This window comes from Aeromonas sp. XH, from assembly GCF_033348475.1.
Classification (GTDB): domain Bacteria; phylum Pseudomonadota; class Gammaproteobacteria; order Enterobacterales; family Aeromonadaceae; genus Aeromonas; species Aeromonas sanarellii.
The window spans coordinates 1,036,642-1,061,898 of record NZ_CP137630.1; the positions used below are offsets into that span (position 1 = coordinate 1,036,642).

The 25,257-nt window shown below is 63.3% G+C and carries 23 protein-coding genes; 6 read left to right on the forward strand and 17 right to left on the reverse strand.

Translation table 11 applies throughout. The features are described from left to right. Nucleotides 1-34 precede the first annotated feature (34 nt). From R2B70_RS04930 to R2B70_RS04940, 3 genes are all read right to left on the reverse strand, one after another. The gene (locus R2B70_RS04930; RefSeq protein ID WP_318162784.1) at nucleotides 35-2,386 is read right to left on the reverse strand and encodes a hypothetical protein; all 2,352 of its coding nucleotides are present in this window, start codon (nucleotides 2,384-2,386) and stop codon (nucleotides 35-37) included. A 709-nt stretch (nucleotides 2,387-3,095) separates the two neighbouring features. After that, nucleotides 3,096-3,506 carry a large-conductance mechanosensitive channel protein MscL gene (gene mscL / locus R2B70_RS04935; protein ID WP_042078892.1) on the reverse strand — a complete coding sequence of 137 codons (411 nt, stop codon included), beginning with the start codon at nucleotides 3,504-3,506 and terminating at the stop codon, nucleotides 3,096-3,098. A 330-nt stretch (nucleotides 3,507-3,836) separates the two neighbouring features. Next, a complete protein-coding gene (locus R2B70_RS04940; RefSeq protein ID WP_042078997.1) occupies nucleotides 3,837-5,537 on the reverse strand; it encodes a hypothetical protein in 1,701 nt (566 codons plus the stop codon). A 452-nt stretch (nucleotides 5,538-5,989) separates the two neighbouring features. On the opposite strand from R2B70_RS04940, the gene R2B70_RS04945 reads away from it, so the two are divergent. The 6 genes from R2B70_RS04945 to nqrE all read left to right on the forward strand — a co-directional run bounded on the left by R2B70_RS04945 (nucleotide 5,990) and on the right by nqrE (nucleotide 12,413). Then, complete coding sequence (locus tag R2B70_RS04945) at nucleotides 5,990-7,324, forward strand: sigma-54 dependent transcriptional regulator (RefSeq protein ID WP_318162785.1); 1,335 nt, start codon at nucleotides 5,990-5,992, stop codon at nucleotides 7,322-7,324. Nucleotides 7,325-7,420: 96 nt separating this feature from the next. After that, nucleotides 7,421-9,151, forward strand: coding sequence for a single-stranded-DNA-specific exonuclease RecJ (gene recJ, locus R2B70_RS04950; RefSeq protein WP_042078893.1), 1,731 nt, complete (start codon nucleotides 7,421-7,423; stop codon nucleotides 9,149-9,151). A 151-nt stretch (nucleotides 9,152-9,302) separates the two neighbouring features. Next, the gene (locus tag R2B70_RS04955) at nucleotides 9,303-10,484 is read left to right on the forward strand and encodes a MerR family transcriptional regulator (RefSeq protein ID WP_318162786.1); all 1,182 of its coding nucleotides are present in this window, start codon (nucleotides 9,303-9,305) and stop codon (nucleotides 10,482-10,484) included. 39 nt (nucleotides 10,485-10,523) lie between these two features. Next, a complete protein-coding gene (locus R2B70_RS04960) occupies nucleotides 10,524-11,027 on the forward strand; it encodes an N-acetyltransferase (RefSeq protein WP_318162787.1) in 504 nt (167 codons plus the stop codon). A 185-nt stretch (nucleotides 11,028-11,212) separates the two neighbouring features. Next, complete coding sequence (locus R2B70_RS04965; RefSeq protein ID WP_318162788.1) at nucleotides 11,213-11,638, forward strand: hypothetical protein; 426 nt, start codon at nucleotides 11,213-11,215, stop codon at nucleotides 11,636-11,638. 175 nt (nucleotides 11,639-11,813) lie between these two features. After that, a complete protein-coding gene (gene nqrE, locus R2B70_RS04970) occupies nucleotides 11,814-12,413 on the forward strand; it encodes an NADH:ubiquinone reductase (Na(+)-transporting) subunit E (protein WP_318162789.1) in 600 nt (199 codons plus the stop codon). A 46-nt stretch (nucleotides 12,414-12,459) separates the two neighbouring features. Here nqrE and R2B70_RS04975 read toward each other — a convergent pair whose 3' ends face one another. The 14 genes from R2B70_RS04975 to lptE all read right to left on the reverse strand — a co-directional run bounded on the left by R2B70_RS04975 (nucleotide 12,460) and on the right by lptE (nucleotide 25,235). Further along, nucleotides 12,460-12,969, reverse strand: coding sequence for a GNAT family N-acetyltransferase (locus R2B70_RS04975; RefSeq protein WP_318162790.1), 510 nt, complete (start codon nucleotides 12,967-12,969; stop codon nucleotides 12,460-12,462). A 170-nt stretch (nucleotides 12,970-13,139) separates the two neighbouring features. Further along, on the reverse strand, nucleotides 13,140-14,105 hold the full coding sequence (lipA, locus tag R2B70_RS04980) for a lipoyl synthase (protein ID WP_219143710.1): 966 nt from the start codon (nucleotides 14,103-14,105) through the stop codon (nucleotides 13,140-13,142). A gap of 85 nt (nucleotides 14,106-14,190) precedes the next feature. Continuing rightward, nucleotides 14,191-14,883: a lipoyl(octanoyl) transferase LipB gene (gene lipB, locus R2B70_RS04985; protein ID WP_318162791.1), complete on the reverse strand. Its 693-nt coding sequence runs from the start codon at nucleotides 14,881-14,883 to the stop codon at nucleotides 14,191-14,193. A 91-nt stretch (nucleotides 14,884-14,974) separates the two neighbouring features. Further along, a complete protein-coding gene (gene ybeD / locus R2B70_RS04990) occupies nucleotides 14,975-15,238 on the reverse strand; it encodes a DUF493 family protein YbeD (RefSeq protein WP_042078900.1) in 264 nt (87 codons plus the stop codon). A gap of 280 nt (nucleotides 15,239-15,518) precedes the next feature. Continuing rightward, nucleotides 15,519-16,748 (reverse strand): D-alanyl-D-alanine carboxypeptidase family protein, encoded by a 1,230-nt coding sequence (locus R2B70_RS04995; RefSeq protein ID WP_042078901.1) that lies wholly within the window; start codon nucleotides 16,746-16,748, stop codon nucleotides 15,519-15,521. A gap of 165 nt (nucleotides 16,749-16,913) precedes the next feature. Further along, a complete protein-coding gene (locus R2B70_RS05000) occupies nucleotides 16,914-17,843 on the reverse strand; it encodes a septal ring lytic transglycosylase RlpA family protein (protein ID WP_209793365.1) in 930 nt (309 codons plus the stop codon). Continuing rightward, nucleotides 17,785-18,765, reverse strand: a complete 981-nt coding sequence (gene mltB / locus R2B70_RS05005) for a lytic murein transglycosylase B (RefSeq protein ID WP_318162792.1) — start codon at nucleotides 18,763-18,765, stop codon at nucleotides 17,785-17,787. Before mltB ends, R2B70_RS05000 begins: the two co-directional genes overlap by 59 nt. 32 nt (nucleotides 18,766-18,797) lie before the next feature. Next, the gene (rodA, locus tag R2B70_RS05010; RefSeq protein WP_042078904.1) at nucleotides 18,798-19,901 is read right to left on the reverse strand and encodes a rod shape-determining protein RodA; all 1,104 of its coding nucleotides are present in this window, start codon (nucleotides 19,899-19,901) and stop codon (nucleotides 18,798-18,800) included. Beyond that, complete coding sequence (mrdA, locus tag R2B70_RS05015; RefSeq protein ID WP_042078905.1) at nucleotides 19,894-21,810, reverse strand: penicillin-binding protein 2; 1,917 nt, start codon at nucleotides 21,808-21,810, stop codon at nucleotides 19,894-19,896. Before mrdA ends, rodA begins: the two co-directional genes overlap by 8 nt. Before the next feature lie 99 nt (nucleotides 21,811-21,909). Beyond that, nucleotides 21,910-22,377, reverse strand: a complete 468-nt coding sequence (rlmH, locus tag R2B70_RS05020; RefSeq protein WP_005298242.1) for a 23S rRNA (pseudouridine(1915)-N(3))-methyltransferase RlmH — start codon at nucleotides 22,375-22,377, stop codon at nucleotides 21,910-21,912. A gap of 39 nt (nucleotides 22,378-22,416) precedes the next feature. Continuing rightward, entirely contained in the window at nucleotides 22,417-22,755 is a 339-nt protein-coding gene (rsfS, locus tag R2B70_RS05025) for a ribosome silencing factor (protein WP_042078907.1), read from the reverse strand. A 216-nt stretch (nucleotides 22,756-22,971) separates the two neighbouring features. Beyond that, nucleotides 22,972-23,628 carry a nicotinate-nucleotide adenylyltransferase gene (gene nadD / locus R2B70_RS05030; RefSeq protein ID WP_209793369.1) on the reverse strand — a complete coding sequence of 219 codons (657 nt, stop codon included), beginning with the start codon at nucleotides 23,626-23,628 and terminating at the stop codon, nucleotides 22,972-22,974. Between the two features lie 76 nt (nucleotides 23,629-23,704). Next, nucleotides 23,705-24,739, reverse strand: a complete 1,035-nt coding sequence (holA, locus tag R2B70_RS05035) for a DNA polymerase III subunit delta (RefSeq protein ID WP_318162793.1) — start codon at nucleotides 24,737-24,739, stop codon at nucleotides 23,705-23,707. Nucleotides 24,740-24,752: 13 nt separating this feature from the next. Beyond that, entirely contained in the window at nucleotides 24,753-25,235 is a 483-nt protein-coding gene (gene lptE / locus R2B70_RS05040) for an LPS assembly lipoprotein LptE (RefSeq protein ID WP_209793373.1), read from the reverse strand. Between the last annotated feature and the right edge of the window lie 22 nt (nucleotides 25,236-25,257).

Below are 25,257 nucleotides of genomic sequence, written 5' to 3' on the forward strand. Positions count from 1 at the left end.
AATAGCCAGTTTCCCGGCCTGTTTCACTGCATCATCATTCCAGGGTCTGGATGGTGACCTCCACTTCGGCCTTGACCTCGTTGAGTTCGTCATCCTTCAGGGTGACCACCAGAGGTTCCGGGTTGATCGCCTTCAGATCGATGTTGCCGAGATCGGCGAGCCCGGGTTCGAGCTCCAGCACGAAGGCGCAGTCATAGTGGCCGCCGGGCAGTATGGCCCCCCCAGTGGTGCAGAAGGCGAAGGGCCCGAAGCCGGCTTCATGGGTACTCACCCCCGGCTCATCGTAGAGGGTGAAGCTGCCCGGGATCCCGTTCCCATCGGCCACATCGACTCCCTTGAAGGTCAGGGAGGTGACGGTCAGGGTGTCCACTCCGTTGTTGCTGATGCGGACAAAGCCGGCGGCCTTGAGGGCAAAGAGCTTGGTGATGTCGGGGGGGACATCGGTGAACTCCACAGTGGCATCATCGCTGTCGGTCACGGTCTGATTGTCCTCATCCTTGCCGCTGATGGTTGCCGTGTTGGTGTGACTCTCATCAGCATTGCCCTGCAGATCCTTGGAGAGGGTGCAACTGGCCGACTCGCCCGGGCTCAGGACGAAGCCGGCCAGCGCCACGGCGGGCACGAGCGGGTCACCGTTCTTCCTGTTGACCTGGCACTGGCTGGTCAGATTGCCGAACACGTCATCATCCAGGTCATTGAAGGTGACCTTGTCCACGCCATTGGCATCGACGGAGAAGGTGAAGGTATAGGCCACCGAACGTTTCTCATCGGAGTCGCCCGTCTCGGGCACACTGACGGGGACGGCATCCTTTTGCAGCGTGATGGTCGATGCCACGTCATTGATGTTGACGGTGGCGCTGTCCTCTCCCGTTGCCTCATCCCCTTCGTTGTCCAGGGCCTTGGCGGTCACCTTGTTGGTGTGCACATCGCCGGCGTTGCCACCGACAAACTCGGTGACGCTGCACTGGAAGGGGGTGCCCTTGTACAGGGCCACGCCGCTGCCGAGATCGCAGGTGCCCTGTCCGTCCAGATCGCCGAACTTGTCGTCCACCAGGCTGGTCAGGGTGAGCGGATCGTCGTGATCGCCCGCGGTATTGGTGACCTTGATGGTGTAGGTCACATTGGCCCCCGGCTCCAGCACCTCGTCGGTGGAGGGGGTCTTCTCAACCGCTATGGTGGGCGGGACATTGGTGATCTCGACCAGCTTGGCGCCGCTGCAGTTGTTGCCGGCGGTCTGGAAGCCGGTCGGGCAGGTGCTGCCGTCGCCGACCGTGCCGCCGTTCTTGTCCTTGAACAGGGCCACTATGTTGTCGACGTACTTCTCGGGGCTCTGATCGTTGGGCAGATCGCGATCCTTGATATGCAGGGTGAACTGACAGCTGTAGGTGGCGTTGGGCAGCACCTCCTTCGTCGTCGAGCCCGCGGCGGGTTTCGCACAGGTGCTGCTGAGCAGATAGATGCCGTCCGCCGTCCCGACGCTCTCGGTAGCGCCCCAGAGGTCCACGCTCTTGTCGTAGGAGCCATCTCCACCCACGTCTATCTCATCCTTCAGGCTGGCGATATACAAGGAGGCGACGCTCGAGTTGGTGAAGCTCAGGTTGTAGGTGAACACGCCACCCGGCTCGGGCAGGCTGGTCGGCTCGACCGTCTTGGTAATGGCAGGCGGCTCGGGTCTGATAAACACGTTGATGGCGAAGCTGTCACAGTTGCACTTGGACTTGGTGGCGGGCACGGCGCCGGGAGGAACCGTGCTCTCGCTGCAACTGAGGCTCTTCTGGATGTCCCAGGCCGCGCAGTAGGTGAAGAGGGCCTTGTTGGGATCCGTGGGGCTGGGTTGGCAGAGCATGGTGATGGGCTGGTTGAAGAGCGTGTATTGATCGGTGCCGTTGGCCTTGGTGATATCGCCGCAGGTGTCCAGGAAGTCGGTCGCCTTCAGCTTCGGTTCCAGATTCACATAGGCGACCTGGCCATTCTCCCCGGCGTCGCTCGCCTTGGGCAGCACGAGGCTGCAGTTTCTTGCTCCTCCCTGCACCACCTGCGGGCTCTGGGACGTTCTCGGCAGGTAGAAGGTGGTGTCATAACGCTCACTGGCGTTGGTCTTGATGGTCACGTCTGCGTTGAAGGTGAACACCTGGCCGTTGGTACACTCCTGGTTCGGATTCACCGGTACCACTTTGGAGACCTCGATGTCCTTGGCCGTGCAGTTGAGGCTGCCGCCCGAGAGTGAACCCCCCTTGGCAATATAGGCGTCTGCCATGCAGGCCTCTTGTTGCAGGCCCGGAAAGATGCCGGCCCAGGCCGGGGTGAGGTGGAGTCCCCCCAGCATGACGACCCCGAGGGGGAGCGTCAGGGATCTGAGCAGGCGATTGCGCTGACTTGATTTCATAGCATTTCCCTCTTCCTATCCTGTGGTTTTTTGTTCCATGTCACCCGGCTGCGACTGCCTGGGCCGGGTGATGTCCCAGGCCTGAACGTGACCACAAGGAGGCCCTGTCCCTTGCGAGTAACGCAGGGGGGCGGGCGCGGCCCTGTGGGGTGGGCATCGATAGACAGCACCCCTACAGCAAGGAATGCACCAAGCACATAAATATTTGAAAAATAAGAAATTAGCTCGGGTTTTGGTCGCGTAAACGGGGTGATGTCCGCGAAGTTGTAACGACGGCATGGGGGCGACGGCGAAGTCTTGAGCATAATTAATTGATAAATAATGCTTTTTTAAATATCTCCCCTGTTACAGCGATGGAACAGGGGCGCTCCGGGGTGGTCCCGTCAGCAGACGTGATGGCGGGGAGCTTGCGCCAGCGTGCAGAGGGGAGGCGGGGTGCCAGGCGGTGCTGGTGACTGCTGGCAGGGGGGCAGATAGTTCGGGCATCCCCTGTATCAAGGCTGAGACAACCCCATCGCCCGGCATGCTTGGCGCCCGCCCCGGCATCGCGCCCCGGGGAGGGGACTTGGCACAGATCCGTGTCGGGATGACCGGCTGCGAGGGGAGACGGGAAGTCTTCGCCAACGAGAGAGGGAGGCCACAGGGCCTCCCTCTTGCTATGGGGTGGTGCCAGGCATGCGTATTGGCGATGCCGGTGACACCGGGCTGCTTACTTCCCCTGTTGGGACTTGAGCAGGTCGCGGATTTCGGTCAGCAGCTCCTGATCCTTGGTGGGGCCGGCCGGTGCGGCGGCTTCCTCTTCCTGCTTCTTCTTCAGGGTATTGATGGCCTTGAGCCCCATGAAGATGGCGAAGGAGATGATCAGGAAGTCGATACAGGTCTGGATGAACTTGCCGTAGGCGATGACCACGGCCGGGGCTTCCCCCTCGGCTGCCTTCAGGGTCACGGCGAGATCGCTGAAGTCCACCCCGCCCAGGATCAGGCCGATGGGCGGCATGATGACGTCTCCCACGAAGGAGGAGACTATCTTGCCAAAGGCGGCGCCTATGATGATACCGACCGCCATGTCGATCACGTTGCCTCTGGATGCAAAGGCCTTGAATTCTTGAATCAGACTCATTTTTCCCCCTAAAAATGGACGGCGTGTGGCGTGACCACATCTGGTTTTGAACAATAAAACATCTGTAAAACAGAGGGATGGCTATGATGCCTCCCGTCGTCACGTTTAGCTTGCGGGGCTCAAGCCCGATTGGCAACCTCAATGCCCGAGAAATTTATGCCTCTGCCGCTATTAACGCTTTGCTCACTGCGGGGCGTGGTGGCCTCTGTGCCCGTCGGCGTTCGTGAGGGGGGCGATGGGGGGAGCAGACTCCCAGCCTTGATGCCATGAAGAAGGGCCATGGTCTGCACCATGGCCCTGTGGTTCATGCGTGACTAAAACCTGTCATGCCTAAGGAGTGGGGCAATCCGGGCAAGTCGGGCAGAGCGGGCAGGTGGCGGTCGCCGTGTCGGTGTCGCTGCCAAAACCGAGAGGAGCCGTCCCCGTGGCCGTGACGGTATCGCTGAAGGAGATGGCGCCGGGCTCTTCCGAACCTGCACTGCTGGGCGTGTAGGATCCTGAATAGTCCTTGCAGTCTGCCGCATTCAGCGTGCCTATGTTATGCACGTTGCCGCTGGGGTCGTCGGTCACGGTGACACCGCTCAGGTTCAGAGGAGGCTTGTAATCAGGGGAGTTGGGGTCACCCACCCCTGTGGTATTGCAGACCTCACCACTGTAGTCGACTCTGAGCACGAGCTGGCTGCCGGCGTCGATGACTTTGGTGCTGCAAGCCTTGGTGACGCTGATCCCGGGCTCTCGCTGGACGACGGGGCAGGTTGCCGCAGCGGATGCGGTGATGGACAGTGTGCCACCGTCGCTGGAGGCGGCCTTGACACTGACGCCGTTGGTCGGTCCGTTACCGGCGGAGCCGAAGCTGCCGCTGTAGTCTTCTGATCCCCCCTTGGCTATGGAATCGAAGGTCGCGACGACAAAGTCATCGCTGGTGTCGGCCGGGGTGCCGTTGTCGTCGGTGACGACGACGTCATAGATGGTGCCGAAGCCTGCATTGGTGACGGTGCCTTCGAAGCTGTAGGTGAAGCCCGTATCGTCGCCGTTTATATCGCCGCCGGTACAGACCTTGGTGATCTCGACCTTGCACAGTTCGAAGTTGTCCAGCACGAAGTCCTTCAAGGCTGCCGTGAAGGAGCTGGAGGAGCGGGTCTCGGCCATGAAGCTGCTGAAGCAGCCGTCACTGCCGCCGACGATCTGGCTGAGGTTGATCCCGCCCTCGAAGAAGCTCTCGAAGGGGAAGGTGCCCTGGGTGCCGCTCTTGGGGGTGTAATCGCTCCACAGGCCGCTGACACCGTTTGCCAGCGTGTTGGCGGGCACGGGCACATTACCCGTGTTGGTCAGGGCGCAGGCCAGGTTGGCACCGCCCTGATTGGCGCAGACGACGTCGTTGGCCCCCGAGCCCTGCAGTTTGAGCCTCAGGTTGGCGGCGGCGCATTGACCCGGCTGCGGGTTGTTGTTGGTCGCCTTGCTGCAGGTCGGATCCCAGGTCACCACGGCCAGATAGGGAACCGCGTTGCTCGCCTGCGGGAAGTTGATGAGCACCAGGGTGTCCCCCACTGTGTGTTTGCCGCTGAAGCCGCCATTGGGCAGGGCGGTGACCTTCTGCTTGAAGAACCAGAACCCCATGAAGGCGTCGCCCACATTGGAGATCCTGTCGGCACCGAAGTAGAGCAACAGGTCGTTATCCTCGTTGTAGGCGGCGGCATAGGCGTGGGTCAGGTCATCCTTGTCGGGCACGGAGCCATCCTTCCAGCTCCATTTGTCTATATCCAGTATGTCCTTGTTGCCCCCCTCGAAGATGGTCCTGGGGGCGGTGTCCTGAATGATGCCGGTGAACTTGGTTGCCGCTCCGCTGTCGGGGGGGGTGGCCCAGTCATCGCTGTTGAGGGCTGGATTGTCATCCTGCGGGTTGGCATCCAGCTCGAAGGGGGACTCCGCCGTGGCGGCCAGTGCCGGAGCACAGAGCGCCAACAGCAAGGCCAGGGCGAGGAGGCCGTGCTGCCAACAGCGTAGCCAGAGATGTATTGCTCGGGTATCCATGTTGCATTCCTTCTGCTTGTTGTTGTCCATGTCGTCCGGTGCTGTGTGCACAGCCGGGGGCGCAGCTGGAATGCAGGCTTTGTTCCACAAGGCCAATATGCTGAAAAACAAAGAAAAAGAAGGGTTTCAATACGCATCTGAAGAGGCGTTGTTAATGACATGATGCACTCCGGGACGCGCGCCTAGCGCACACGCCGATGGGACAACGAAGGGGGCTTTTTGATGCTGTCTCCAAGGTGGAACATGGTGAGGGGGATGATTGTCTTGCGAGCGATCGGATTTAATTGGCAAATATTTCAAATTTATTGTTTTTAATGGGTTTTTGTTGGTTTTGGGTCTCGTTTGAGAGAGTTTTCATCCCTGTTTCATCAGTGGCACAAGTCGACCTTCTATCCAATACTTTGCACATTGTTTGTGCCGCCATGCGGTGGGGGGCATTGATGGAAATTCGTATGCTGCTGTGTGTCAACACGAGCGAGGTGTGGCGTCCTCCGTCCAATGCATCCTCTCTTGGGTGGCGGGTCTGTTCGGCCTCGTCGCCGCAGGAGGCCTTCAGCCACTACGTACAGAAGGCTCCCAGAGTGGGAGTGGTGCTGCTAAGTGAGGGGGAGGCCGAGGCCGTGGAGACGCTCTTTCGCCAGACCTGCGGCACCATGGTCTGGGTTGCCCTCGCTCCCCCTCATCTGCTCGCGCTACCCAGAATGCAGGAGCAGCTTCTGAACTACTGCTTCGATTATCACAGCCTGCCGGTGGAGGATGATCGTCTGCTGGCCATACTGGGCCATGCGTTTGGCATCGCCTGCCTGAGGGGAGAGAGGCATCGCCCCTGCGGGCATGGCAAGGATGAGGGGGGGCTGATCGGTGCCAGCCCCGTCATGAAGCAGCTCATGCATCGGGTGGAGCGACTGGCCAAGGCGGACTCGTCTGTCGTGTTGCAGGGGGAGAGCGGTACGGGCAAGGAGCTGGTGGCTCGCCTCATCCATCGGCATTCCCAGCGGGCGAATGGTCCCTTCGTCGCCATCAACTGCGGTGCCATTCCACCCACCCTGATCCAGTCGGAGTTGTTTGGCCACGAGAAGGGGGCCTTCACCGATGCCTGGCGGCGCCATATCGGTTGTGCGGAGAGGGCGCACAAGGGGATCCTGTTCCTCGACGAGATAGGGGAGCTGCCGGTGCAGATGCAAGTCAACCTGCTGAGGTTCTTGCAGGAGCGCACCATAGTGAGGGTGGGGGGCACCGAGCCCATCGAGGTGGACATCCGCGTGATTGCCGCGACGAACAGGATGCTGGACAAAGAGATGGCACAGGGGAACTTCCGGTCAGATCTCTTCTACCGCCTCAGCGTGCTGGATCTGGAGCTGCCACCCCTGCGTGAGCGGGGGGAGGATATCATGCTGCTGGCCCACCATTTCCTGAACAAGATGGGTAGTCTGAATCCCAAGGTGCACGGTTTTACGGTCAGCGCCATTCACCAGATGATGAAATATCACTGGCCTGGCAATGTGCGGGAGCTCAAGAACCGGCTGGAGCGAGCCTTGGTCCTGTGCGAGGGGTGTCGCATCGATCACCAGGATCTGGGTCTGGCTCTGCCGCTGGCAGAGGGGGGCATTCGCCCGCTGAACCTGGTGAGGGCCGAGGCGGAGTGCGAGGCCGTGCGCCGGGCCCTGATACTGTGCGGCAACAATGTGACCGAGGCTGCCCGCCATCTCGGGATCTCCAGGCTGACCCTCTACCGGGTGCTGGAACGCTCAGCCCCCCCTGTGCCTCCTGAAGTCCAGACCTCCTAGAGTCTGGTCCCGCAAACTCCCCCCTCGCCGATCCGCTCAAGGCGTGTATCATACGGCCTGCCATAGCTCATAGCCTCAGAAGACAGGATCGAATTCATGCCCCTGCACATCCGTCGTCGTCCGCGAGTCGATGATTCCCATCTGCCCGCCACCCTGCACCCCCTGCTTCGCCAGATCTTCGCGAGCCGCGGGGTGGAGGATCCCGCCCTGCTGGAGCGCAGCGCCAGCCAGCTGCTGCCGCCCCAGCGCCTGTTCGGCATGGAGCAGGCGGTGCCACTGCTGGCTGACGCCTTGGCGGCCCAGAAACGGATCCTCATCGTCGGTGACTTCGACTGCGACGGCGCCACCAGCTCGGCCCTGTGCGTGCTGGCCCTGCGCGCCATGGGCGGTCGCCACATCGATTTTCTGGTGCCCAACCGCTTCGAGTTCGGTTATGGCCTCACCCCGGAGATCGTCGAGCTGGCGGTGGCCCGCGGCGCCGAGTTCCTGATCACGGTGGACAACGGCATCTCCAGCATCGCCGGGGTGGCGGCGGCCAAGGCGGCCGGCATGCAGGTACTGGTTACCGATCACCATTTGCCGGGTCAGGAGCTGCCTGACGCCGATGCCATCGTGAACCCCAACCAGCATGGCTGCGACTTTCCCTCCAAGTCGCTGGCCGGGGTCGGGGTCGCCTTCTATCTGATGGCCGCCCTCAACACCCATCTGCGCCAGAGCAGCTGGTATGAGCGCCAGGGTCTGCGCGCCCCCAACGTGGCGGATTACCTCGATCTGGTGGCCCTCGGTACGGTCGCTGACGTGGTGGCGCTGGATGGCAACAACCGCATCCTGGTTCATCAGGGTTTGCAGCGGATCCGGGCCGGCCGTTGTCGCCCCGGCATCCAGGCGCTGGTGGACGTGTCGGGCCGCGACGGTCGTCGCCTGTGCGCCGCCGATCTCGGCTTTGCGTTGGGGCCGCGCCTCAACGCGGTGGGCCGGCTCGATGACATGTCCCTCGGGGTCGCCTGTCTGCTCTGTGACGACATCAACCTGGCGCGCCAGTTCGCATCCGAAATGGACAGCCTCAACCAGGAGCGCAAGGAGATCGAGCAGGGGATGCAGCAGGAGGCGCTCGCCACTTTGGAGCAGATCCGTTTTCGTGACGGCGAGGTGCCCTCCGGCATAGTGTTGCACCGGGACGAGTGGCATCAGGGGGTGGTGGGGCTGGTGGCCTCCAAGGTAAAGGAGAAGTACTACCGCCCGGTCATCGCGTTTGCGCAGAGCAGCGAGACCGAGCTCAAGGGCTCCGGGCGCTCCATCCCCGGTGTGCATCTGCGCGATGCGCTGGAACTGCTCGACACCCGCCATCCCGGCCTGATGGGCAAGTTTGGCGGTCACGCCATGGCGGCCGGGCTGACCCTGCCCAAGGCCAATATCGAGGCCTTCGGTCGGGCTTTCGAGGCGGTCATCGGCGAGCTGGTGACGCCTGAGCTGTTGACCGGGGTGCTGCTCACCGATGGCGAGCTGCTGCCCGATGAGCTGAGTCTGGAGCTGGCGGAGCTGATCCGCGCCTCCGGCCCCTGGGGTCAGGCCTTCCCCGAGCCGCTGTTCGATGGCGAATTCGTGCTGGTGCAGCAGCGGCTGGTGGGGGAGAAGCACCTCAAGATGATGCTGACCACGGATTCCGGCCACGCGGTGGATGCCATCGCCTTTGGCGTCGACTTGCAGCGCTGGCCCGACGCCTCGGTGAAGCGGGTGCGGCTGGTCTACCGGCTCGACGTCAACGAGTGGCGCGGCAACCGCAGCGTGCAGCTGCTGGTGGAGCATCTGGAGGCCGCCGGCCTCTGATTCCCGCGAGTCTCTCTTGCTGCCGATGACGGTCACCCCAGGGTGGCCGTTTTTTTATGGTGTGAACCCGGATTTTGCCGTTGACCCGTCTATTGCTTCACAGTTTAAGCTTCCCTGCATCGGGTCACAGACCCCATTGCGAGTCGCTGTCATGAAAATATCCGAACTGGCCCGGCGCTGCGGCCTGGCCCGCTCCACCCTGCTCTATTACGAGAAGCTGGGGGTGATTGCGGGAACGAGGGCCGCCAACGGCTATCGCCACTACGACGATGAAGATCTGCAGCGGCTGCGGATGGTACAGGCCCTGCAGGCCGGCGGGCTCAGCCTCAAGCAGTGTCTCGCCTGTCTGGCGGGCGAGCTGGAGCAGGCGACACTGGAAGCCCGGGTCAGGGAGCTGGATGAAGAGCTGGCGCGGATGCAGCGCGCCCGGGATTTGCTGGCGGATCTCGCCGGTTTGCGTGCGCACTCCGGCGACGAGTTCAAGGCCTGGCAGCGGCAACTGCAGCATCAAGCCCCGCAGGCTTACTTTGCCTGGGTGATGAAGCAGGGATTCAGTGAAAAAGAGCGTTACCACCTGCAATGGCTGAGCAAAGACATGAACGAACATGAGCGTTACATCCGGGATTTCAAGCTGCTGCTGGATGGCATGAGCTATTGGGGGCCGGGCGATAGCCTCTTCACCCAGCAGCAGTTTGCCGCGCTGCCCAGCCAGCCTCGTCGGATCCTCGACATGGGCTGTGGGCGTGGCGCCGCCACTCTGGCGCTGGCACAGGTGACGGACGCCACCATCGTGGCCATCGATCTGGACGAGGAGGCGCTGGCCGCCGTGGCGAGATCGGCCAGTGCGGCGGGGCTGGGTCAGGTCACCACCCTGTGCGCCAATTTGGCGGACTTGCCCATGGAACTTGCCCCCGCCGATCTCATCTGGGCCGAGGGGAGCGCCTACACCATAGGGGTGGCCAATGCGCTGAAAGCCTGGCGGGCGCACCTTGCCGGCCCTGCTGCCTGCCTGGTGCTGAGCGACCTGGTGTGGCTGACGGACACGCCGCCAGAGGAGGCGCTGGCGTTCTGGCAACGGGATTATCCTGCCATGCAGACCCTGGCTGGTCTGCTGAAGACGGTGCAGGAGGCGGGTTATCGCTGCCTGTCGCACACCCCGTTGCCGATGAGTGCCTGGAATAACTATCTGGACCCCATCGAGCGCAATCTGGCGCGTCATCGCGCCGAGCTGGGACATAGTCCCGCCTGGCAGGACTTGAGCCAGGAAATGGCCATCCACCGCCAGTATCTGGGCAGCTACGGCTATGTGATCTGCTGCCTGCAGGTCGCCTGATCAGAGCATTCATTGAAAGAGAACAAACGGAGAATCCCTATGAACATCCTCATTCGACCGGAAACGGGCGCCGATCACGAGGCCATTGAGGCGGTGACCGTGGCCGCATTCCTCAATACCCCCCATACCGATCACAACGAACAGCTGATCGTGCGCGCCTTGCGCCAGGCCGGGGCACTCAGCCTGTCGCTGGTGGCGGAGCTGGAAGGCCGGGTGGTCGGCCACCTCTGCTTCTCGCCGGTGACCATCAGCGATGGCAGCGAGCCGTGGTATGGTCTTGGCCCCATTTCGGTCTCTCCTGTGCTGCACGGCAAGGGGCTGGGTTCACGACTGATGGATGCGGGTCTGGCCGAGATCAAGGGGATGGGGGCGGCCGGTTGCGTGGTGCTGGGGGATCCCGGCTTCTACGGCCGTTTCGGCTTCGTGTCCGAGCCGGGGTTGACGCTGCCCGGCGTGCCGGCCGAGTACTTCATGGCCCGCTCGTTCGGCGCCGCCATGCCCAGTGGCGAAGTGTGCTACCACCCAGCCTTTGTGCAGGAGTGAGGGGCACCGTGAGGGTAAAGAGAGTGCCCCGTGTGCTCATTGTGGTTTTTAATTGCCAGATTTATTGATAACGAGGGTTTTTAGTATCAATTCGTGGGTGTTTGCAGGGTTTCGAATTCAATAAAAAGATGAATTGTGATATATTCGGCCTCGCTGAATCCTCTTTTAAAGAAGGGACTCCCCGCTTGTCACCCGCTGGCCGACGCTCGACCTGGCTGATGGCCCTCGCCATCGCCAGCCTTATGTGGCTTGCCGCCTTCGCTGCGGCAGAGGTCGGTGCAGCCGTACGTCAGGCTGCGGTCGGCCAGGGCGCCTCGATGCAGTTGCATGAGCCGGCTGATCCCGGGCTTATCAACAGCGTCAGCCTGCCGCCGGGCGGACAGTGGCGGCTCGGCTTCGAGCAGGGACGGCGGCTGGAAGGCGCCAACCACCCCGAGCCCTACCAGATGCTACTGGCCTGGTTCCAGCACGAGATCCTCGGCCTGCTCTGCGGCCTGCTGTTCTTTTTGCCCCTCATCTACTTCAGGCAGTTGCCTGACTGCTTCGGCTATCTGCACACTCGGCGGCTTCGCTGCCACCACCTGCAATTTCGCTTCTGCCAGGGGGACTAGCGTCTCATCCCTCGCGGGCGTTGGGCGGGAGCTTTCCCGTTGCTGATCCGACCGGGCACAGGGCGTCGTTCCTGTGTCCCGATCGCGCCCGTGCCTTTTTGTCATCCCGTGTCGCCGCGGCCCGTCGGCCTGCAGCGACCCCTCTCTCGATGCAGACAAGTGGTGAGCCCCATTCATGGACTATTACGTCAACCTGTTCATTCAGTCGATCTTCGTGGAAAACCTGGCCCTGGCCTTCTTCCTCGGCATGTGCACCTTCCTGGCCGTCTCCAAGAACATCAACACCGCCTTCGGCCTCGGCATGACGGTGCTGGTGGTCATGGTGATCGCCATCCCCCTCAACAACCTGATCTACCACCATATCCTGCGTCCGGACAGTACCTTTCTCGGCGAGTTTGATCTGAGCTTTCTCGATTTCATCGTCTATATCGGGGTGCTGGCGGCCCTGGTGCAGGTGATGGAGATGGTGCTGGACAAGCACTTCCCGGCGCTCCACCACGCCCTCGGCATCTATCTGCCGTTGCTGACGGTGCACTGCGCCATCTTCGGCGGGGTGATGTTCATGGCCCAGCGGGATTACGACTTTATCGAATCCGTAGTGTATGGAGCGGGCTCAGGACTGGGCTGGCTGCTGGCCATCGTCGCCATCGCCGGTCTGCGCCAGAAGATGAAGTATTCGGATGTGCCAGAGGGGCTGCGCGGCATCGGCATCACCTTTATCGTGGCGGGGCTGATGTCGCTGGGCTTCATGTCGTTTTCCGGGATCTCGCTCTGAGTGCCCGCACGACTGAAACCGGGAAGAGGGTTGATGGCGGGAGCTATCAACCCAGCGTTTTGGCCATGTTGTAGCCGGTGATAACGAACCCCAGCTCCTGATAGAGCGCCAGTGCCCGTGGGTTGTCCTGGGCGACCCTCAGCTTGATCTGGCTGACGCCAAGGCACTTCAACTCGGCCTCCAGCACCGCCATGGCGGCCTTGCCATACCCCAGGCCGCGATGGGGCGGGAGTGTGTAGAAGTCATAGATAAAGGTGCTGTGGGCGGCGCCGTCGATGCTGTGCCAGAGATAGCCGGCGATGGGGGCGACTGCGCTCCCGACATTGTCATTCACAGTGTCATTGACAGGGATGATGCAGAGCAGGCTCTGACCCGGCGTGGCGGCCCCTTGGGGCAGGTATTGCCGCAGGGAGGCTTCGGCCTGCTGGCGGGCCTCGGCCTGGGTCAGCCCGTGGTTGCTGGCGAGATCCCGGGCGTAGTCGTCGATGAAGTAGTCGCGATAGGCGGGGAAATGCGCCTCATCCATGGGGATCAGGCGAACGATAGGGGTCGGCATCCGGCGTTTCACTCAAGGAAAGGGAGTCGCTACCTTAACCCCGGAGCCCAGGGCTAGCCAAGGGGCTGGCCGGGATGGCCGAGTCCGGAATGCTCAATAAAAAGAGCGCCCAAGGGCGCTCTTTTCTGTCTGTGGCGGGGAGGCTTGCTTGACCTCTCTTTCGTGCGAGGTTATTTAACCTCTTCGCCCTTGGCCTGCAGGTCCGCATGGTAGGACGAACGCACGAAGGGGCCGCAGGCGGCGTGGCTGAAGCCGAGCTCCATGGCCACGTCTTTCAGCTCGTCGAACTCTGCGGGCGGCACGTAGCGCTTCACCGGCAGGTGGTGACGGCTCGGCTGCAGGTACTGGCCCAGGGTCAGCATGTTGACGCCGTGCTCGCGCAAGTCCTTGAGCACCTGGACTATCTCCTCGTTGGTCTCGCCAAGGCCCATCATCAGACCGGACTTGGTGGGCACGTGCGGGTGCATCTCCTTGATGCGGCGCAAGAGCTCCAGGGACCACTTGTAGTCGGCGCCGGGGCGGGCGACCCGATACATGCGCGGGGCGGTTTCCAGGTTGTGGTTGAAGACGTCAGGCGGGGTCTCGCGGAACACCTCCAGCGCCTGCTCCATCCGGCCGCGGAAGTCCGGGGTCAGGATCTCGATGCGGGTCTGTGGGCTGTGCTCGCGGATCTCCTTGATGCAGTCGGCGAAGTGCTGGGCACCGCCGTCGCGCAGATCGTCGCGGTCCACCGAGGTGATCACCACGTACTTGAGGTTCATCTCCTTGATGGTCAGCGCCAGCTTCTTCGGCTCCTCCGGATCCAGCGGCAGCGGGCGGCCGTGGGCCACGTCGCAGAAGGGGCAGCGACGGGTGCAGATGGCGCCCATGATCATGAAGGTGGCGGTGCCGTGGTTGAAGCACTCCGCCAGGTTCGGGCAGGAGGCTTCCTCACACACAGAGTGCAGCTTGTTCTTGCGCAGGGTGCTCTTGATGTGCTCGATCTTCTGGCTCGACGGCGGCAGCTTGATCCGCATCCAGTCCGGCTTGCGCAGCACTTCCTCGTTGGGATCCGGCATGAATTTCACCGGGATCAGGGCCATCTTGTCGCCATCGCGCAGCTTGACGCCCGGCTCCATACGAACGGGTTTGCTCATGATTCACTCTCGGTGTTTGTTATTGTCTGGTTGATGGCCACCAGGGGCATCGCTGTGCCCTCATGGCCGCGCGGCATGAGCCTGCTCATGCCGCCTCTTCGGTATTCGTGATCTCTTGGTAGCCGATCAGGCGGGCCAGCTCCGTCACCAGCAGGGACTGTGCCTCGGCCACGCTCCGGGGGCCGCCCAGGGCGCTGGTCTGGGTCATGGCCATGCCCGCATAGCCGCACGGGTTGATGCGCAGGAAGGGGGTCATGTCCATGTCGACGTTGAGGGCCAGCCCGTGGAAGGAGCAGCCCTTGCGAATACGCAGACCCAGGGAAGCCAGCTTGGCCTCCATGCCCAGATCGCTCTTCACGTAGACGCCGGGGGCATCGGGTTTGGCATAAACCTCGATCCCGCTCTTGGCCAGGGTGTTGATGATGGCGGTTTCGAGGCAGGTCACCAGCTCGCGTACCGAGAGCTTGCTGCGGCGCACGTCCACCAGCACGTAGAGCACCAGCTGGCCCGGGCCGTGATAGGTCACCTGACCGCCGCGATCGCTCTGCACCACCGGGATGTCGCCGGGGGCGAGCAGGTGTTCGGCCTTGCCGGCCTGACCCTGGGTGTAGACGGGGTCGTGCTCCACCACCCAGAACTCGTCGGGGGTGTCGGGGGTGCGGTTGTCGGTGAACGCCTTCATGGCATCCCACACCGGCTGGTAGGGACGACGGCCCAGCTGTCTGACGAACAGCTGGCTCGGGGGCGATTGTGGCTCGGCGGGCGTTTCGGGTGACATCTTTCCTCACTGACAGGCGCTTGGGTCGGCCGGCGCGTGTCGCCGGCTGGCAAATAATCAGTCGCCCCGATGGCGGGGCGAGAGAGGCGACTTACAGGACGTAGCGAACCAGCTCGATCTTGCCAAGAGCGGTGTACATGGCTTCGATATGTTCCTTGCTATGGGCTGTGACCGTCACCCGTACCGAGTGATAGTTGCCCTTGGAGCTCGGCTGGACGGTCGGGCTGTAGGTGCCGGGGGCGTGTTGCTGCAGCACTTCCACCACCATGTCGGGCAGGGCGGGATCGGCCACGCCGAGCACCTTGAACGGGAACTTGCAGGGGAACTCCAGCAGTTCATCAAACTTGGTATTCATCTACTTCACCTTTCTGGGTCGCCGGGAAGCGACGTCATCTTTACGTCTTTGAGGGCCGTTTAAACGGTCCCCCTATCTGCCCAGAAGGGGCAGTCTCCCATTCTATATGGGCATGAGCCGCCTCGGGATCAAGGCCCGGCGGTTCGGCAAGACGTGGAAATGCTGCTTTTTACCACAAATCGTCAGTCGGCGGAACCTGCAGATTACAGGGTTATTGACTGGACAGACCGCAAAAGACAGCAGCGGCGCCTGTTGGCGCCGCTGCTGGAGGAGGGGTCTGTTACTTGAACCAGCTGGAGACCAGCATCACCAGGTAATCCCACAGACGGCTCATCAGGCCACCTTCCTGCACCTCTTCCAGGGCGACCAGGGGCACCTGCTTGATCTCCTTGTCCCCTTGCTTGAGGTACACGGTGCCGACGCGCTGGCCCTTGGCCAGGGGCGCCTTCAGCTCGCTCTCCAGCTGGAAGTCCGCTTTCAGGTTGTTGCCCTGACCCCGGGTGACCAGCACGGAGACGTCCTTGTCGACCCCCAGCTTCACTTCCGGCTTGTCACCCATCCAGATCTTCTGGGTCACCAGCTCGGTGCCCGCCTTGTACGGGGTCAGGCTCTGGAAGAAGCGGAAGCCGTAGGTGAGCAGCTTCTTGCTCTCGGCGGCGCGGGTGGCTTCGCTGCTGGCGCCCAGCACCACGGCGATCAGGCGCATGCCCTCGTTGTTGGTGGCGGAGGAGACCAGGTTGTAGCCCACCTGGCTGACGTGACCTGTCTTGATGCCGTCCACCTGCAGGGATTGATCCCACAGCAGGCGGTTGCGGTTGTGCTGGGTGATGCCGTTGAAGACGAAGGACTTCTGGGAGTAGATCTTGTACTCCTCCGGCTGATCGTGGATCAGGGCCTGACCCAGGCGGGCCATGTCGCGGGCGGTACTGTAGTGGCCCTCTTCATCCAGCCCGTGGGGGTTCTTGAACTGGGAGTCCTTCATGCCGAGCTTGGCGGCCCAGGCGTTCATCAGGCTGGCGAAGGAGTCGGTGCTGCCCGCCAGGTGTTCGGCCATGGCCACGCAGGCGTCGTTGCCGGACTGGATGATGATGCCCTTGTTCAGATCATCGACGGAGACCTGCTTGCCCACCTCGATGAACATCTTGGAGGAGTCGGAGTAGTTCTTGGACCAGGCGTTCTGGCTGACGGTCACCATGTCAGTGCCCTTGATGTTCCCCTTGTGCAGCTCGTCGCCGACGATGTAGGAGGTCATCATCTTGGTCAGGCTGGCGGGCGGCAGACGCTCGTCGGCGTTCTGCTCGGCCAGCACCTGGCCGGAGAAGTAGTCGATCAGGATGTGGGCCTTGGCGGAGATCTCCGGCGCGGCGGGGATCACCATGGGGGCGCTGTTCAAAGTGGGGACCGGCTGGGCGCTCGGCAGGGCCGAATCCGGCGTCGGAACAGGCTGGTTGGCCTGAGCGGTGGCGCTTAACAGGGAGGCCAGAATAACGGAACGGGCAAATTTGGACATCTTGAAATTCCTGGTGCCTGGATGGGGTGTACCCAAGTTGAAAAAAAGCGGGCTTCACTATACCAGATGTGCGTGTCGGTCATAGCCCGAGATGCGATCTGGACGGGATTTTATGGGGTTGTCCCCGACCTCGCGTCGTATCCCGGCGTAAGGTCGGGGGCTATGTCAGGGAACGATGAAGGCCTGCTCCAGCCCGCCCTGGCGGATCTGTTCCAGCAGGGTCGCCTGCTGATCGGTCGCCACCGGTCCCAGCAGGACGCGGAAGACGGCGCCGTGGGCCACCACCTGATAGGGCACGCCGTAGCGCTGGGTCATCACCTTGCCCATGGCCTGGGCCCGGGTCTCGGAGCCGCTCGCCAGCACCTGGATCATCTTGCCCTGGCCGGTGGCGGCCTTGGGAGTTGAGAGGGTGCTGGTCGCCGTGGCGGCCGGTGCCGCTGCCGGAGCCGCCTTGGCCGGCGGGGTGGCGGCCGGCGTCTCGTTGACGAAGGTATCCGCGGCCGGCGCCGCAGGCACCATGGGCGTCATCGGGGTCATGGGCACCATTTCGACCATCTGGTCCGGCTGATCGGTGATGAGCTCGAGGCGCACCCTGGCCTCGCCACCGTCCACCATCTCCAGTTGCCTGGCGGCGGCGTGGGAGAGGTCGATGAGGCGATCGCTGCCGAAGGGGCCGCGGTCGTTGACGCGTACTATGGTCTCCAGCCCGTTGTCCAGGTTGGTGACCCGTACATAGCTCGGCAGCGGCAGGTTGCGGTGGGCGGCGCTGAACAGGGTGCTGTCCTGCACGTCGCCGTTGGCGGTCTTGTTGCCGTCCAGATCCCGGGCGAGCCAGCTGGCCGTGCCTTCCTCGCTGTAGTGCTTGATGTCGCGCCACACCTCAAACTTCTGCTTGCCGATCCAGTAGTCCCGGTTGCCGCTCTCGCTCATGGGTTCGGGGCGGGGAATGGCGCCGGTGGCCTGGGGGATCTCGATGACCTGGGGCTTCTCCTGGGGGACGGGCTCCGGGGGCAGCGGCTGGGGTTCGGGTTGGCTGCTACAGGCGGCCAGCAACAAGGTCAGGCTGAGGGGAAGAAGTTTGTGGCTGTAATGCATAAGCGTCCTGGATGGCTTGACTGAGTTGATGCACCGCCATCGCATAGAGAGGGCTGCGGTTGTAGCGGGTGATCACGTAAAAATTGTGGCGCGCGACCCAGTATTCCGGTCCTTCGGCCTGCTCCAATGCCAGCAGTTTCACCGGCGTGTCGGGTGCCAGCGGGGTGGCGAGCTCGATGCCCGCGGCCGCCAGCTCGGCCCAGCGCTGCTTGAGCTCGGGCTCGGGTGCCAGCAGGGTACCCACTGGTGCCAATCCGATCAAGGCGGGCTCGACCACCGACTCCCCCCAGCGCCAGTGGTGCAGGGCGAAGTAGTTGGCCACGCTGCCGATGGCATCTGCCGGGTTGGCGAACAGATCCCGCTTGCCGTCGTCGTCGAAGTCGACCGCGTAGTGGCGATAGCTGGAGGGCATGAACTGGCCCATGCCCATGGCGCCGGCATAGGAGCCCTTGAGGGTGGTGAGCGACCACTGCTCCTCCCGGGCAAGCAGCACCAGCTGGGCAAACTCCTTGGTGAAGAAGTCGGCCCGCTCGGGGTAGTGGAAGCCCAGGGTATAGAGGCTGTCGAGTACCGGATGGCGGCCCATCTGGCGGCCGTAGAAGGTCTCGATGCCGATGATGGCGACGATGAGGGCGGCGGGCACCCGGTAGCGCTGTTCGGCCTGCGCCAGGGTGGTCGCATGGCGTTGCCAGAAGCCGACCCCGTCCCGGATCCGCTCCGGGGTGACGAACAGCGGCCGGTAGCGGTGCCAGGGCTTGGCCTCCCAGGGCTTGCTGATGGTGTCGAGCACCTCCTGGCGCACCCTGGCCTGGGCGGCGGCGGCTTGCAGCTCGGCCAGCGGCACCGAGTGCTGCAGGGCGAGTTGTGCCAGTTGGGGTGGCTCGGAAGCCGCACCTGCCGTCAGTGACCAGGCTGCCAGCATCCCGCAGGCCAGCCTTTGCAGCCCCCGGATCATCAGGCCAGCAGTCTTCTGTGAGTCTGGATGGACATCAGGACGCCGAAGCCCGCCATCAGGGTCACCATGGAGGTGCCGCCGTAGCTCACCAGCGGCAGGGGCACCCCCACCACCGGCAGTATGCCGCTCACCATGCCCATGTTGACGAACACATAGACGAAGAAGGTCAGCGTCAGGGCGCCGCCCAGCAGGCGCTCGAAGCTGTTCTGGGCCTGCATGGAGATGAAGAGGCAGCGGCTGATGATGTAGAGGTAGATCACCAGCAAGAGGGCGACCCCCACCAGGCCGAACTCCTCGCTGAACACCGCGAAGATAAAGTCGGTGTGGCGCTCGGGCAGAAACTCCAGCTGGGACTGGGTGCCCTGCAGCCACCCCTTGCCGAAGACGCCCCCTGAACCGATCGCTATCTTGGACTGGATGATGTGATAGCCGCGGCCGAGCGGGTCCTTCTCCGGATCCAGCAGCATCAGCACCCGCTGGCGCTGGTAGTCGTGCATCAGGAAGAACCAGAGCACCGGCATGAAGGCGCAGATCAGCAGCACCGCCAGCCCGATCAGCCACCAGCTGATCCCCGCCAGGAAGATGACGAAGAAGCCGGAGGCGGCCACCAGGATGGAGGTACCGAGATCGGGCTGGGCCGCGATCAGCAGGGTGGGCAGCAGTACCATCACCAGGGCGATCATCACGTGGCTGAACTTCGGCGGCAGCGAATGGCGGCTGAGCCAGGCGGCCACCATGATGGGCATGGAGAGCTTCATCACCTCGGAGGGCTGGAACTTCATGAAGCCGAGGTCGAGCCAGCGCTGAGCCCCCTTGCCGATATGGCCGAACACGTCCACCGCGATGAGCAGCAGCACCACCACGGCGAACAGGGGCACGGACCAGCGGGCGTAGAGGGAGGGGGGCAGCTGGGCCATGCCGATCATCAGGGCGAAGGCGAGGCCGCCGCGCACCAGCTGGCGTACGATGGCGTCGACACTCTGTCCCGACGCCGAGTAGAGCACCACCATGGAGAGGGTCATCAGGGCCAGCAGGCCGAGCAGCAACGGCAGGTCGATGTGCAGCCTGTACCAGATGCTCTGCTGGCGGGCGGAATTACTCATGAGGGGCGACCTCTTCAGATTGGGGTTGCTTGGCCGGGGCCGGCGGCAGCTGGGGCTCCGGCGGCAACAGATAGGCATCCAGCATGTGGCGAGCCACCGGGGCGGCCATGGCGCTGCCGCCCCCGGCGTTCTCCAGCACTAGGGCGACCACGGCCTTGGGGGCTTCGAAGGGGGCGAAAGCGACGAACAGGGCGTTGTCGCGGTGCTCCATCTTGGTGGTCGCCGCGTTGTAGACCTGGTTCTCCTTGAGGCCCACCACCTGGGCGGTTCCTGACTTGCCCGCCGCCTTGTAGGGGGTATTGGCAAAGGCCCGTCGACCGGTGCCCTCATGGCCGTTGATGACGCGCCACATGCCGTCCTTGGCCACCTGCCAGTAGGTGTCGCTCTTGGCGGCGATGGCCACGTTCGGGTTGATGGGGGCGTTGACCACGCCGTCCGAGGAGGCGGTGCTCTTGAGCAGGTGCGGCGTCACGTCGTGACCGTTCTGGGTCAGGATGCTGATGGCCTTGGCCAGCTGGATCGGGGTGGCGCTCCAGTAGCCCTGACCGATGCCGATGGAGATGGTGTCCCCCTGATACCAGGGCTGGCGCCAGCGCGCCATCTTCCAGTCCCGGGACGGCATGACCCCCTTGGTCTCCTCGAACAGATCGACGCCGCTGTACTGGCCGAAGCCAAACTTGGTCATGTAGCTGTTGATCTTGTCGATGCCGACCCGGTAGGCGAGATCGTAGAAGTAGGTATCCGCCGACACCTCGATGGCGCGGTAGACGTCGAGCCAGCCGTGGCCCCAGCGGCGCCAGTCGCGAAACTTCTTGGTGGTGCCAGGGATGGAGAAGCTGGGCCCGCCGAAGTAGCGATAGTTGGGGGTGATGGCCCCCTCGTTCAGCCCCATCACCGCCATCATGGGCTTGACGGTGGAGGCGGGGGCATAGATGCCCTGGGTGGTGCGGTTCACCAGCGGCCTGGCGGGATCGTTGAGCAGTGCCGAGTAGTTGGCGCTGGAGATGCCCGTCACAAACAGGTTGGGGTCATAGCTCGGGCTCGACTCCATGGCCAGGATGGCGCCGGTGTTGGGTTCCATCATGACGATGGCGCCCCGGCGACCGGCCAGCAGCTCCTGCGCCTTCAATTGCAGGCGGATGTCGATGTTGAGGTAGATATCCTTGCCGGGCTCGGGAGGCTGGAACTTCAGGGTGCGCACCACCCGGCCGCGGTTGTTGACCTCGACCTCCTGGTAGCCCGCCACGCCATGCAGCTCGTCCTCGTAGAACTTCTCCACCCCTTGCTTGCCGATGTCCTTGGTGGCGGCGTAGTTGGCGAGCTTCTCCTCCTTCTCGAGACGCTCCACGTCGCGGGTGTTGATCTTCGCCACATAGCCCAGCGCATGGGTCAGGGTGTCGCCGAACGGGTAGTAGCGCTTGAGGTAGGCCTCGATGCTGGCCCCCGGGTAGTTGTGCTGGTTGACCGAGAAGAGCGCGACCTGGTACTCGCTCAGCTTCTCGAACAGGGGCACCGGCTTGAAACGGCGCTGGCGCTTGACCTCGGCCAGGAATTTCTCCTTGGTTCCCTCCGGCAGGGCCAGCAGGGCGATGAGATCGTCGGCGGTCTGCTCCAGGTTCTCGGTCTCTTCCGGCACGATTTCCAGGCTGTAGACGGGGCGGTTTTCCGCCAGCAGCACCCCGTTGGCGTCATAGATGAGGCCGCGGGGCGGCGCCACCGGCACGACGCGGATCCGGTTGTCATTGGAACGGGTCTGGTAGGTTTCGTAAGACTCTACCTGCAGGTAGTAGAGGTTGCCGAGCAACACCAGCATGAGCACGACCATGCCGATGTAGGCGACCAGGGTGCGCCGGAAGAACAGGCGCCCCTCGGCGCTGTGGTCGCGCATTTCGATGCGATTCTTCAGCATGCCGTTACCTTGTGGCTGACGTACGGGTGAGAGAGGCGATATGCATGCTCAGGCTCCGGGGGCCGGTTGGATAAGCGGAGTGCGTGGGCTCTGCATGGGTCACTCTCTGTGATAGGGGTGATTGGTGGTGATGCTCCAGGCGCGATAGAGGCTCTCGGCCACCAGCACCCTCACCAGCGGATGGGGCAGGGTGAGCGGTGACAGGGACCAGCTCTGTTCGGCGGCGGCCTTGCACTCGGGAGACAAGCCTTCAGGCCCCCCGACCAGCAGCGCCACGTCGCGGCCATCCAGCTTCCAGGCCTCCAGTTGCACGGCCAGCTGCTCAGTGGTCCAGGGCTTGCCGGGAATGTCCAGGGTCACGATGCGCGAGCGGCCGGCGGCTGCCAGCATGGCTTCCCCTTCCTTTTGCAGGATGCGGGGGATGTCGGCATTCTTGCCGCGTTTTCCGGCGCCGATCTCGACCAGCTCGAACGGCATGTCTTTCGGGAAACGGCGACGGTACTCTTCGAAGCCATGCTCTACCCAGGCAGGCATCTTGGTGCCCACTGCAATCAACTGGATCTTCATCTTGCTCTACGCCCTTGCCTTTTTTGCGCGTCTGCACGCTTACTGTGCATTCACCTGGGCACCGCCCCAGAGTTTTTCCAGTTGGTAGAAGTCGCGGTACTCATCCTGCATCACGTGCACGATGACCGAGCCCATGTCCACCAGCACCCACTCGCCGGTGAGTTCGCCTTCCACGCTGAGCAGATCGAGCCCGGCGTGGCGCGCCTCGCTGGCGAGGTTGTGGGCGATGGCACTGACGTGGCGATTGGAGTTGCCGGAGCAGATGATCATGGTGTCCGTGATGCTGGATTTGCCGCGCACATCGAGGATGATGATGTCGCGGCCTTTCATGTCATCGATCTTGTCGACGATAAAGGCGAGCAATTCTTGGCCTTGCAATGTCTTCTCCTATCTTCCGGCGCCAGAGGGCGGCGGATTATATCATGGTCACTCCCGTTTCCCAGCCTGGCAAAGGGAGCGGATCCGGGGTTGCCACTCATGCAGGGGGCAACCCCTTAACGATCACTATAGTGCGCAACCCGCTCCGGCAATAGCCGGGCCGGTGCCGGGTGCGCCTCAGGGTGTCGGCTGGCTGGGCCGCACCGTTTGGCCCGTTCACTGGCCCCGGGTTGGCCGATAGAGGCCGTGCAGCCGGATGTAATCGGCGACCGGCGCGGGTAGCAGATACCTGGGATCCCGGCCCGATGCCAGCAGGGCTCTGAGCCGGGTGGCGGAGAGCTCGACGGGCAGGTTGCCCGCCAGCCAGATATGGCCGTGGCGGTGACGATGCAGATCCTCGCTGTCCTGGGTTTGGTGACGGGCCAGCAGATCGGCCACCTCGGCCGGATAGTCCGGTTGCCAGCCGGGGCGGGTGCTCACCACCAGGTGGGCATGGTCGAGCAGCTCCTGCCAGCGGTGCCAGCTCGGCAGGCCGAGCAGGGAGTCCATGCCCATCAGGAAGCAGACTGGGGTGTCCGGCAGCTCGGCGTGCAGCGCGATCAGGGTGTCGATGGTGTAAGAAGGCCTGTCCCGATCCAGCTCCCGCTCATCCACCACGAAGCCCGGATTCTCCGCTGCTGCCAGCGCGACCATGGCGAGGCGCTGCTCGCTCGAACAGTAGGGGCTGGCGCGATGGGGGGGAATATGGTTCGGGACCAGGCGAACCTCCGCCAGCCGCAGGGCCTCGCGGGCCTCGATGGCGGGTCTCAGATGGCCGATGTGGATGGGATCGAAAGTCCCCCCCAGAATGCCGATGGGTGGTCTCAGCGTCATTCTTCTGCCCCTGTCTGAACAAGGTGATCGATATGGATCGGCTCGCATGTGCCGCCGAGGATGCCGATGGGTGCGTTTAGCATGGATCCGCCTCCAGCAGCGGCAGCGGGGTGCCATCGCGAAAACCCAGCGCCAGGGTCTGCAACATCAGCCAGGCCTGCTCGGTATCGAAGCGGCGCTGGGCGTCGTCGAGCCGGGCCATCAGCTGCCACAGCTGCTGCAGCTTGGCGAAGGGCAGCCGGGTCAGGGCCTGCTGGATCAGTTGCTGGCGGCTCTGCCAGATGCGCAGGCGCGAGAAGTGCTCCACCAGGGGCTGACCGGCCCTGGCCGCCAGCGCCAGTTCGGTCAGCTGTTCCAGCTCCCGGCACAGGGTCCAGGCCAGCATGCCGGGCTCGGTGCCCTCGGCGCGCAGGGCCAGCAGGATGCGCTGGGCCCGGTTCACCTTGCCCTCCAGCAGGGTGTCGATGAGCTGGAACGGGGTGAAGTGGGCGTGGCGGATGATGGTCTCCTGCAGGTAGGCGACCGTGATCGGCTGAGGGGGCGAGAGCAGGGTCAGCTTCTCAATCTCCTGGCTCGCGGCCAGCAGGTTGCCCTCGTAGCTGTGGCACATGAAGTTGACGGCGTCCGGCAGCACCTTGAGGCCGAAGCGCTGGAAACGGGCGCTCATCCAGCGCGGGAAGAAGCGGGGCTCGGGGTGGTTGACCGGCACATAGGTGCCGCTCTGGCTCAGTTTGTCGAACCAGGCCGCCTTCATCTGGGTCTGGTTGAGGCGGGGGCCCGAGAGCATCAGCAGCAGATCGGGGTGCAGCTGTTTGGCTATCTCGGCGATGCGGGCGGCCAGATCCTTGTCGACCTTGGCCGGCAGCTCCAGCTCGATGATCTGGCGGGCGGAGAAGAGGCTCATGGCCTGGCAGGCGTCATAGACCTGGTTCCAGTCCAGCCCGGCCTCCACCACGAAGCTGTGGCGTTCGTCGAACCCCTGTTTGCGGGCGATCTGACGCACGGCGTCGATGGCCTCGAGCTTGAGCAGCGGCTCGTCCCCAAAGACGAGATAGCAGGGCTTGAGCCCTGCCTTGAGATGGTCCGCGAACTGCTCCGGATAGACTCTCATCAGGAGGCTCGCATCAGAACTTGACCTGGCTGAGCTGACGGATCACCAGGTTCGCGGCCTGTTCCTGCATCTCCTTGCCGAGCTGCTCCTGCTCGCGGGAGGAGGCGAGCGCCGCATCCGGCTTGTTCAGGAAGCTGCGGTTGAAGGTGATGGGGAAGACCTGGGTCGGCTTGCCCGGCACCGTCACGCTGAACTGGGTGCTGTAGCCCAGCAGGTACTCGCGATCCTGGCCGATGGCGTCGACGGAGGCGACCTGGCTGGTGCTGCGCACGCCGGCCAGAGTCAGCACCGGAATGCCCTCCTTGTCCGCCAGGGTCACCCCGGAGGCCTTGAGGCGGGTGGTCACCAGGCGATAGAAGTCGCTCTTGTTGTCACCGACCACCTTCATGGTCATCAGCTCGGGGGGGATGGCGGTGCCCCGCATCTGAAAACCGCAGGCCTGCAGCAGCAGGCCCGTCAGCATGATGGCAATCCAGCGAGTAAGGGACATGCCCATATGAAATCCTCTTTGCTGTGCT

Coding starts and splice junctions, on each gene's coding strand:
- R2B70_RS04930 (WP_318162784.1), bottom strand. CDS start 2,386: ATGAAATCAAGTCAGCGCAATCGCCTGCTCAGATCCCTGACGCTCCCC.
- mscL (WP_042078892.1), bottom strand. CDS start 3,506: ATGAGTCTGATTCAAGAATTCAAGGCCTTTGCATCCAGAGGCAACGTG.
- R2B70_RS04940 (WP_042078997.1), bottom strand. CDS start 5,537: ATGGATACCCGAGCAATACATCTCTGGCTACGCTGTTGGCAGCACGGC.
- R2B70_RS04945 (WP_318162785.1), top strand. CDS start 5,990: ATGCTGCTGTGTGTCAACACGAGCGAGGTGTGGCGTCCTCCGTCCAAT.
- recJ (WP_042078893.1), top strand. CDS start 7,421: ATGCCCCTGCACATCCGTCGTCGTCCGCGAGTCGATGATTCCCATCTG.
- R2B70_RS04955 (WP_318162786.1), top strand. CDS start 9,303: ATGAAAATATCCGAACTGGCCCGGCGCTGCGGCCTGGCCCGCTCCACC.
- R2B70_RS04960 (WP_318162787.1), top strand. CDS start 10,524: ATGAACATCCTCATTCGACCGGAAACGGGCGCCGATCACGAGGCCATT.
- nqrE (WP_318162789.1), top strand. CDS start 11,814: ATGGACTATTACGTCAACCTGTTCATTCAGTCGATCTTCGTGGAAAAC.
- R2B70_RS04975 (WP_318162790.1), bottom strand. CDS start 12,969: ATGCCGACCCCTATCGTTCGCCTGATCCCCATGGATGAGGCGCATTTC.
- lipA (WP_219143710.1), bottom strand. CDS start 14,105: ATGAGCAAACCCGTTCGTATGGAGCCGGGCGTCAAGCTGCGCGATGGC.
- lipB (WP_318162791.1), bottom strand. CDS start 14,883: ATGTCACCCGAAACGCCCGCCGAGCCACAATCGCCCCCGAGCCAGCTG.
- ybeD (WP_042078900.1), bottom strand. CDS start 15,238: ATGAATACCAAGTTTGATGAACTGCTGGAGTTCCCCTGCAAGTTCCCG.
- R2B70_RS04995 (WP_042078901.1), bottom strand. CDS start 16,748: ATGTCCAAATTTGCCCGTTCCGTTATTCTGGCCTCCCTGTTAAGCGCC.
- R2B70_RS05000 (WP_209793365.1), bottom strand. CDS start 17,843: ATGCATTACAGCCACAAACTTCTTCCCCTCAGCCTGACCTTGTTGCTG.
- mltB (WP_318162792.1), bottom strand. CDS start 18,765: ATGCTGGCAGCCTGGTCACTGACGGCAGGTGCGGCTTCCGAGCCACCC.
- rodA (WP_042078904.1), bottom strand. CDS start 19,901: ATGAGTAATTCCGCCCGCCAGCAGAGCATCTGGTACAGGCTGCACATC.
- mrdA (WP_042078905.1), bottom strand. CDS start 21,810: ATGCTGAAGAATCGCATCGAAATGCGCGACCACAGCGCCGAGGGGCGC.
- rlmH (WP_005298242.1), bottom strand. CDS start 22,377: ATGAAGATCCAGTTGATTGCAGTGGGCACCAAGATGCCTGCCTGGGTA.
- nadD (WP_209793369.1), bottom strand. CDS start 23,628: ATGACGCTGAGACCACCCATCGGCATTCTGGGGGGGACTTTCGATCCC.
- holA (WP_318162793.1), bottom strand. CDS start 24,739: ATGAGAGTCTATCCGGAGCAGTTCGCGGACCATCTCAAGGCAGGGCTC.
- lptE (WP_209793373.1), bottom strand. CDS start 25,235: ATGGGCATGTCCCTTACTCGCTGGATTGCCATCATGCTGACGGGCCTG.